Below are 9335 nucleotides of genomic sequence, written 5' to 3'. Positions count from 1 at the left end.
ATATGAAACTTAGATTTTATCTATCTGTTTATTAAAGTTAATGCAGCAGATGGAGCTTTTTGCCTAAGTTAAAAATCACGTTTGACTCCTAATTGGTTTTCTCATATTTAGGTATTCCACAAACTAACGATGTGTTTAAATTTATTTTCATCTGTCAGATGGAACTCGCCAAGAATTAATCATGCTCCTGAGTGAGAAGAAACTATCATGGCTCGTTTCATTCAATATTTTTTAATAATTAATAGCGTTAACAAAAGCACTTAAGCCTTTTGATCATTCTTCTTCTGTGTTTCTACATATTCTCTAAAAACCTGATTTCTCTCCTGATACAATTTAAGAAAGCGATTAATTAAAATTACAACAGTAACTGCTGCCCCAATCAACGCAGGGACAAAAGCAATAAGTGGGAACATAAACTACTCCTCAATATTAAGTGGTTAAACAATAAAGTCATCTGGCACATCCATTAAGCGGCTAACACTTTGCACCTTTTCGCCCACTGCAAAGTTTTTAACACAAGTAACGGTACAGTGTGAACAATCTGAGCAAGGATCATTGACCACGCCCATATTGGCTAATAACTCTTTGGCCTTACCCATTTCACGGTAGCCGTAAGTATACATATAAGAGCGCATTATCTCAGGTATTGGCAAGTTCTTTTGACATTGTCCATCGCACTGGCTACAGGCATTACAATATAAGCCGGCATAATCGCGTGCAAATTCGAGGTCTTTTTCTTCCTGCTTACTCATCTTCATCTTAGCCATTACATCCCAGCTTTCTTCCAGCTGATCAATAGTCGTAAAACTTGGAATTGAAGTACAAATATGTTCATTTTTCAAAGCCCACTTTAATGCGGCTTTGGTATTCACAGGCTTTGTTTGGTCCTTATCTAAAAATCCACCAGCCATTACCTTCATGGCAACAAAACCTATACCTTTAGCAGCACCTTCAGCTATGGCCTTGTCTATTTCTTCGCGATGATCCTGCTTAAAATTGTAAGCTGTTAAAACTACGTCGTAAATACCAGCTTCAATGGCAGCCCTGATTACTTCTGGCTCATTTTTATGGGTTGATACACCTAAAAACTTACACTTACCCTGCTCCTTAGCCATTTTCACGGCCTTAATTATTTCGGGATGCAGCACTGCCTGCTTAGACGATACAGCATGAACATACAATAAGTCAACCGATTTAACCTGCAAACGCTCCAGGCTTATATCAAACATCTTCAAAAAATTCTCCGCAGTACATCCTTCTCCAATCAGGCCTGTTTTGCGGTCCATATCATCGGGCACCACTTTGGTAACAGTAAACAATTGGCTAAGGTCCTGTCCTTGCAAGGCCTCTCCCAGCATGGTTTCGTTTTTGCCTTTTTGGTAAACATGGGCTGTATCAAAATGCTTTACCCCTTTGGCCAAACCTGCTTTAACCATGGTTCCATCTTTCATGGCGCCCATGCTTACAATTGGTAACTTAACACCTGTTCTGCCTAAAGTGCGATAAATAACTTTGTTCGATTTCTTTGACTTTGCTTCGGATACGTGTGGCAAAAGCGTTGCACCAGCAATTCCGGCTGCTGTCATCTTCAAAAAATGACGACGATCATTCTTATTCGTTTTGTTCATGATTGTGGGTTTTAATAAAGGAAGTTGTAAGGTATGTAAAATAGTCTTTAGTGTGAAGCCTAAAGTCCGATGTCCTAAGTATTTAAATACATTCTTGATAATAATGATTCCCTGTAGAAGAGTAATTGTCAACAAACTTTCAATTAAACAAAGCTTTGAGTTGATACTATTCTACAATACTACTCCACTCTATAGAGTTTCAGAACCCTGATAAAACTCAAATATTAGTAATAAATAAGTTCTTAACTTAGTCGAAACTATTTACGCAACAATAAATACAGTACTAATACAAATCATTTTCATCATGAAACATCTTGCTTTTTTAGCAGCTGTTGTTTTTCTGTTAGGAGCTTGTTCAGCACCAAATACACAGCAGAAAGAAACAACATTTACCAACCGTAACTTAACGGTTGACAGTGAAATAATGACACCCGAGGTTCTTTGGTCATTTGGCCGAGTGGGTAGTGTGGCTGTTTCGCCCGATGGTAAAACAGTAGCATTCACTATTTCTTACACTAAAATAGAGGAAAATAAAACTTACTCTGACATTTACACCATGCCTGTTGAAGGTGGCGATTTTACTCAGATTACCTCTACTAAAGGTGGTGAGTTTGATGTAAACTGGCGTCCTGATGGTGCTAAAATCACTTACCTATCAGCTGCTTCGGGCGATGTGCAATTATGGGAAATGAATCCTGATGGCACGCAAAACCAACAAGTAACAAAGGTAAAAGGTGGTATAGAAGGCTACAAATATGCCCCTACCATGAATCGTATTGCTTATGCCAAAAGCGTAAAGCTTGATAAAACGATTCATGACCTTTATCCTGACCTAAAGCATGCCGATGCACGTATCGAAGATGATTTAATGTATCGCCACTGGGACCATTGGGTAGAGCCAACTTACTCACACATTTTCCATATCGATTATGCCAATGGTGCAACAGTAGGTAAAGCAACCGATATTATGGAAGGCGAGCGTTATCATTCTCCGCTAAAACCATTTGGTGGCATGGAGCAAGTATCATTTACTCCCGATGGCAAAAACATAGCCTATACTTGTAAGAAAAAAGTAGGTATGGAGTCTGCTTTTTCAACCAATAGCGACATCTATCTTTATAACATTAAAGAAAAAAGCACCGAGAACCAAACAGAAGGCATGTTGGGTTACGACATTGCACCTGCCTACTCGCCAGACGGCAAATACATGGCTTGGGAAAGCATGGAGCGCGATGGATACGAAGCAGACCAAAACCGCTTATTCATTAAGAATCTTGCAACGGGTGAGCAAAAAGATTACACGGCTGACTTTGATCAGAATGTACATGGTTTAGAATGGAGCAAGAATAGTCAGCACATTTTCTTTACCAGCGAAGATAAAGGCTCGAAAGAGATTTTCCGCTTTGACATGGCTGATAACAGCATCACACAAATTACTGATGGCATACACAACTACAACTCAGTAGCGGTAGCAGGTAATAGCCTGGTGACTACAAAAACCACTATGAAACACCCGACTGAAATTGTGCGTGTGAATGCTGAAACAGGTGAAGGCACCAACATTTCAAAGGTAAATGAGCCATTACTTGGGCAATTAAAAATGGGTAAAGTTGAGAAGCGATGGGTAAAAACAACTGACAAGAAAGACATGTTGGTGTGGGTGATCTATCCTCCTAACTTTGATGAAACTAAGAAGTACCCTGCTTTATTATATTGTGGCGGTGGCCCTCAGAGCATGGTGAGTCAGTTCTGGAGCTTGCGTTGGAATTTCCAAATGATGGCAGCTAACGACTACATTATTGTAGCGCCTAACCGACGAGGATTACCAGGATTTGGTCAGGAATGGAACGAGCAAATTAGCGGTGACTATGGTGGTCAGAACATGAAAGATTACTTCTCGGCCATTGATGCTGTTTCAAAAGAATCGTTTGTTGATGAAACCAAGTTAGGTGCTGTTGGTGCCAGCTACGGTGGTTACTCGGTATATTGGTTAGCAGGTAACCACAATAAACGCTTCAAGGCCTTTATCTCACACTGTGGTATTTTCAACTTTGAGCAGATGTACAGTACTACCGAAGAGATGTTTTTCGTCAACTTTGATTACAAAGGCAACTACTGGGATAAGAACAATAAAACAGCCATGCGCAGCTTTGCCAATTCTCCACACAACTTTGTTAAGAATTGGGACACTCCTATGTTAGTCATTCATGGTGCTAAAGATTTCCGTATTCCTTACACGCAAGGCATGGGAGCCTATAATGTGGCTAAGATGCGCGGTATTCCTGCTCGTTTCTTATATTTCCCTGAAGAAAACCACTGGGTACTGTCGTGCCACAATGGTATACTTTGGCAACGCGAGTTCTTCCGTTGGTTAGATGAGTATTTGAAGTAGAGAATAAGTTCCAGACATGACACTCTGGATAACAGAAATAAGAAACCCGCCAGCTTTTACTAGTTGGTGGGTTTTTGTTTTTAATGAGATGCAGTATAAAAAAAGTTAAAAAATTAGGCCAAGAGCAAACATTAACAATCTTTGCAAACTCATCACACACAGACAAAACACATGGAAAAGAAAATTAGAATAGAGGTAGTGGATGCCCTCAGAGGCTTCGCCATTTTAGGCATCATGCTATTGCACAGCATCGAGCATTTTAACTTTTACGTATTCCCCAGTGCCGATTCGCAACCTGCCTGGCTTACAGCTATGGACACGGTTGTATGGGATTCTCTATTCTTTGTTTTTGGAGGTAAAGGATATGCCATTTTTTCCATATTATTTGGCTTTACCTTTAGTTTAATGATGGCCAAACAAGCTAAACAGAGTTACGATTTCGGCTATCGCTTTTTATGGCGACTGCTTTTACTAGTTGGCTTTGCCATAGTCAATGGTTTTTTCTTCCCTGGCGAAGTATTAATGCTGTATGCTTTAGTAGGTGTGGTATTGTTTTTAGTACGCAATTTGCGCAACCAGCTATTATTGCTAGTGGCACTCGTTTGTTTGTTGCAACCCATCGAATGGTGGCATTACATTCAATACCTTACTAATGCCGATTATGTGCTACCTACGCGACATGGTGGCCAGTATTGGAAATTACTAAAAGAGGCTCAAATGGGTGATTCGTTTTTTAACCAGGTTAAAGCCAATACCCTTTACGGTCATAAAGTAAGTTTAATATGGGCCTTTGAAGTAGGACGTTTAGTACAGACGGCTGGCTTATTTATTATTGGCTACTGGTTGGGTAAAAACAATAAGTTTGACGACAATGCAAGTAATCGCCGGTTTTGGTTACGCACTTTAATTATTTCCACTGTTGTATTTGTGCCGTGTTACCTATTTCGTTTAAGTATAGATGCCCTATTAGAAGCTAAAGAACAAATTCGCTTGGTGCGCCCCATTGTTGAAATGTATCGAAATGTTGGTTTTACACTGATGATGGTTGCATCGTTTATCTTACTTTTTAAAACACCATTTTTCAACAGGCTAGTGAGTGGCTTGAAATATCCAGGGCGGATGAGTTTAACAGCCTATGTGATGCAGTCGGTAATTGGTGGTTTTGTGTTTTTTGGTTGGGGCTTAGGATTAGGCCCTGAAGTGCGCCACACCGTATCACTGGGTATTGGCATACTCCTGTTTGCCATTCAGTTTTACATCTGCAAATATTGGATTATCAGATACAAACAAGGGCCATTAGAAAAACTGTGGCACAAGTTAACTTGGATAAGAAGTTAGGATTGTTATTGATTTATGACGAAAGAAAATAAGAAACCCGTCAGCTTTGATTAGTTGACGGGTTTTATTTAATTATTTACCACTCTGCTTTTCCAGCACCACATTGCCATCTATTCGATCGACCCATTTCTTCATTTTCTTCTGAATAACTTTGAAATGATGCTCCTCCTCTGGCGTAATTAACGAAATAGCTTCGCCAGGTGATTCGGCACGACCTGTACGACCTATGCGGTGAATAAAATCTTTGGGCGAACGTGGTAGTTCATAATTAATCACATAGGGTAAAAATTCGATATCGATACCACGTGCCAACAAGTCGGTAGCCACCAATACACGTAGCTTTTTATATTTAAACTTGGTCAACAAATCAGTTCGTGCCCCCTGACTTTTCTTACTATGGATAGGCCTTGCCTCAATACCATTGTTACGTAACTTATTGGCCACCTGATCGGCTTTTTGAATAGATGATGTAAAAATAAGTACCTGATCCATCTCTTGACTGGCAATCAAATGACGTAACAATGGCCCTTTCTTCTCGGGATCAACAAAATAAGCTGTCTGCTGAATAAGGTCAATTGGGTCTTTCTCTTCATCAATCTTTATTACCTGTGGCTTATGCAATACCAATTGCTGTATGTTCTTGATATCCTCACTTAAAGTGGCCGAAAACAATAGGTTCTGACGTTTTTTAGGTAGCTGAGCGAATATGCGATCCATCTCATCCTTAAAGCCCATGTTCAACATCTTATCGGCCTCATCCAAAACAAGGGTATCAATGTCTGATATATGCAGCGCATTGGCATCGAGCAACTCCAGTAAACGACCTGGGGTAGCCACCAATATATTAACCCCTTGCAAGGCTATCATTTGCGGATTAATGGAAACTCCACCAAATACAGCCTGCGTTTTAACGGGCTCTGTTAATCCTGCACTAAATAGTTTAAAAACATCTAATACCTGCGTTGCCAGTTCGCGAGTAGGCACCAATACCAATGCATTAACATGGCGGTTTTTCTTACGCTCGGCACCCTCTTGATTCATTAACAGGGGCAATACATAACTGGCCGTTTTTCCCGAACCTGTTTTGGCAATTCCCAGTATGTCTTTTTTCTGAATAATGGCAGGTATGGCTTCCTTCTGTATCGGGTAGGCTTCGGTATATTTATTATCTGCAAGAATTTGTAATAACGACGGCGATAAGCCCAAAGAAGAAAACGACATAGTGCTTGTTTTTATATTTTGAGCCAAAGGTAGGTGTTTTACCCCCTTTATAAACCTTATTGTTTAGGATTTATTTGCAAGGTCCACTCTCCTTTTCTGTAACAATACACCGTTCAACAAGCCCCAGCTACCTAATACTTACCCGCTGATACGATCTGTTATGTACTTACAAAAGTGCTTATCCTCCTTTAAGGTATGGTTCACAATCCAATCAATCAGCAGGGTTTGAACGCGAAACATTAAGAAAATCTTACTCTTCGAATTGCTTTTTATCTCGGACTTTAATAAACCAAATGACTTAATAAAGTTAAGGTGCTGTGCTTTATGATGATCAAAAAACGGATAATCGTTATCCAGTAAATACCTTTCCTCCGTATCAAAATGATGCACCACATATTTATCCAGAAAGCTTATAATATTGTCAGTTACCGTTTCATCTATACCCGAATTTATTAGCTCGAGTAATTTAACTGAATGATTAAACAACTCCAGATGCTGAGTATCTATTTGCTCGTTGCCCACATCAAAGGCAGTACTCCACTCTATTTGTTGGCTTAACTCTTTAGCCCCACTGTGCAAACCTTTATTTGAAAACATCCTACATCGTTCCAAATAGATTTGTGCAGGCTTATCATCTGGGTTTATTGCCAAACATTTTTTTAATAGCTCAGCTGCCTTTTCAACTTTCTTATAATGGTAGTGGGCCAAGGCCTCTTCAAAAATATTTTTCGTCTGATCTTTTAATTGTCTGATACGAGAATTATTACCATCATATATTTCGTAAATGGATTGAGCCTGATTTTTCCCCTTAACCAATACCCTATCAATAAATCGGATGGAATAGTTCGAGACATCTTTTAAGTTAAAGTAGGTATTTTCGCTTATCAACAATTGTACGCCATAGGTTTTTGTTAATGATTCGATGCGCGAAGCTAAATTTACAGCATCACTTATAACTGTTGCTTCCTGCTTATTGATTCCTCCAACAATACCCAACATACAAATGCCAGTATTTAAGCCAATTCCTATTTGAAAAGATGCTTGATTAGCCCGTAAGCGTTGTTCATTTATGAGTTCTAGCTGCTTAAGCATACCTAAGGAACAATCAACCGCATCATTAGCATTTGAAGGAAATATGGCCATAATGCCATCGCCCATTACCTTATCAATAACACCGCCGTGCTGGCTTATTACGGTATCCATTTGCCGCAAATAGGAGTTAATAAAATCAAAGGTTTCTTTGGGACGTAATGATTCTGAAATACTAACAAAATTTCGAATATCAGAGAATAAAATTGTCAAACCCATCTCAACCTGATCGCCCAATTGCAAATCTGCAATACTGCTCTTACCCAATAGCTCATACATTTTCGACGGTACAAAGCGTTCGTAAGCCTGGTTTAAATCCGCCTTATTCTTACTAGCGCCAATAATATTCTGATTATCCATTTGAATTTAGATTGATCAATAAGTTTACTGCTTCGCGATTACGCTTCTTCTTGATCTTTGTTCTGATGCTCCTATCAAACAAGGTCGACAGTATAAATATAAGAACGCTGTTGTAGAAAATTACAATCCTTAGCGCAGCGGCACTCCACATTTGGAACAAAAATGAGAATTATAACTTCTTCCTACTAACTTTCTACAGCTAGGGCACCTCCAGTTGAACACCATAGCTAAATATAAGACAATAAGGCTCGGAAATAAATAAGGTTCAATTTGTTCGGCTTCAAACCCCAAAAGTATAATGTCTGGCATAAATGCTAATAATAAGAGTAAGCCCATTAATGCGAAAAACACTGTCGACACAATTACATGCCTTACTCTCATCTTTTTAAACTCTCTTTTAATATATGTATCAATCATATAGGTATATTCATTGGTTAAATTATCAATTTCTGAATTATAATTACTCCGCGTGCTTTGCAATCCTACTTTAACAGACTGTATATACAACCTTTTCTTTCAAAGGAATCTCATTCTCCGAATTGTCAAACACCTGTATCTTCACCTCTCTATGCTTAGCATACTGCTGAAACTGTTTGTTTTTCTGAAGCCTACTAAAGTCACTCATCAACTGCTCAAAACATTCATCCGTTTGCTGTGCTGATATCTGATCATCATCAAACCAAAGCAAATCGTTTTGTACTATAAGGGCTTTTTGAATGTCTTGTCGGATAAGCAAATTTTCATAATTCCAGGTATTCCCCTTACTAATTTCAGAAATACCTCGTTCAATTTCGTCATCATCCTGTAAAGCCAAATAGCTTGCATCTACGCGTTTGTACGACGATAAGCCTATCCAAATACCACCAATACCAAAGGTTAATAAGTAGATAAGAAATCGTAAAAACTGCATGTCTTCCTGCTCAATCTGACTTTCGATAAAAAAGTTAATTAGAGCTACAGGTATACCCCAATAAACAGAGCCTTGAAGAAATACGTAAGACCATTTCTTCTTTCGGCGCTGTTCCCATTTTGTGTAGAATGCTTCTTGTTTTTCGTTTAATTCTTTCATGTGTTTAAAAACTAGTATCAAGGCTCAAGACTGATTAACAGAACATATACAAAGGTTCTTTAATCATAGCCCAGTGTGCTTAATGCTTAATCATGATGGTTTCATATACTCTAATTAATTACAAGTTTTTAAGCCACTTTATTAGTGGAGCTATTAATATTTTTCTCTCTCGGATCAAGACATATATAATCCTGACGATATGGTGTTTTGTTTTTAATGACGCTGTAAATAGTTCTCA

Annotated in this window: 6 protein-coding genes; 2 read left to right on the top strand and 4 right to left on the bottom strand. The window is 38.8% G+C overall.

All coding sequences use genetic code 11. The features are described from left to right. Positions 1-437: 437 nt before the first annotated feature. Positions 438-1628, bottom strand: coding sequence for an aldo/keto reductase (locus FNN09_RS20460; RefSeq protein WP_143304356.1), 1191 nt, complete (start codon positions 1626-1628; stop codon positions 438-440). A gap of 304 nt (positions 1629-1932) precedes the next feature. On the opposite strand from FNN09_RS20460, the gene FNN09_RS20455 reads away from it, so the two are divergent. Then, positions 1933-4020, top strand: coding sequence for a S9 family peptidase (locus tag FNN09_RS20455; protein ID WP_143304355.1), 2088 nt, complete (start codon positions 1933-1935; stop codon positions 4018-4020). A gap of 171 nt (positions 4021-4191) precedes the next feature. After that, positions 4192-5358, top strand: coding sequence for a DUF418 domain-containing protein (locus FNN09_RS20450; RefSeq protein WP_143304354.1), 1167 nt, complete (start codon positions 4192-4194; stop codon positions 5356-5358). A 72-nt stretch (positions 5359-5430) separates the two neighbouring features. On the opposite strand, the gene FNN09_RS20445 is transcribed toward FNN09_RS20450, so the two are convergent. From FNN09_RS20445 to FNN09_RS20435, 3 genes are all read right to left on the bottom strand, one after another. Beyond that, positions 5431-6579 (bottom strand): DEAD/DEAH box helicase, encoded by a 1149-nt coding sequence (locus FNN09_RS20445; protein ID WP_143304353.1) that lies wholly within the window; start codon positions 6577-6579, stop codon positions 5431-5433. Between the two features lie 138 nt (positions 6580-6717). After that, positions 6718-8028, bottom strand: coding sequence for a bacteriohemerythrin (locus FNN09_RS20440; protein ID WP_143304352.1), 1311 nt, complete (start codon positions 8026-8028; stop codon positions 6718-6720). A 487-nt stretch (positions 8029-8515) separates the two neighbouring features. Beyond that, a complete protein-coding gene (locus tag FNN09_RS20435) occupies positions 8516-9097 on the bottom strand; it encodes a hypothetical protein (RefSeq protein ID WP_143304351.1) in 582 nt (193 codons plus the stop codon). Positions 9098-9335 lie beyond the last annotated feature (238 nt).

Source organism: Carboxylicivirga sp. M1479 (assembly GCF_007097485.1).
Classification (GTDB): Bacteria; Bacteroidota; Bacteroidia; order Bacteroidales; family Marinilabiliaceae; genus Carboxylicivirga.
Note: the sequence above shows the minus strand (reverse complement) of the source record. Positions and strands in the feature narration are given on the sequence as shown.

Coding starts and splice junctions, on each gene's coding strand:
- FNN09_RS20460 (WP_143304356.1), bottom strand. CDS start 1,628: ATGAACAAAACGAATAAGAATGATCGTCGTCATTTTTTGAAGATGACA.
- FNN09_RS20455 (WP_143304355.1), top strand. CDS start 1,933: ATGAAACATCTTGCTTTTTTAGCAGCTGTTGTTTTTCTGTTAGGAGCT.
- FNN09_RS20450 (WP_143304354.1), top strand. CDS start 4,192: ATGGAAAAGAAAATTAGAATAGAGGTAGTGGATGCCCTCAGAGGCTTC.
- FNN09_RS20445 (WP_143304353.1), bottom strand. CDS start 6,579: ATGTCGTTTTCTTCTTTGGGCTTATCGCCGTCGTTATTACAAATTCTT.
- FNN09_RS20440 (WP_143304352.1), bottom strand. CDS start 8,028: ATGGATAATCAGAATATTATTGGCGCTAGTAAGAATAAGGCGGATTTA.
- FNN09_RS20435 (WP_143304351.1), bottom strand. CDS start 9,097: ATGAAAGAATTAAACGAAAAACAAGAAGCATTCTACACAAAATGGGAA.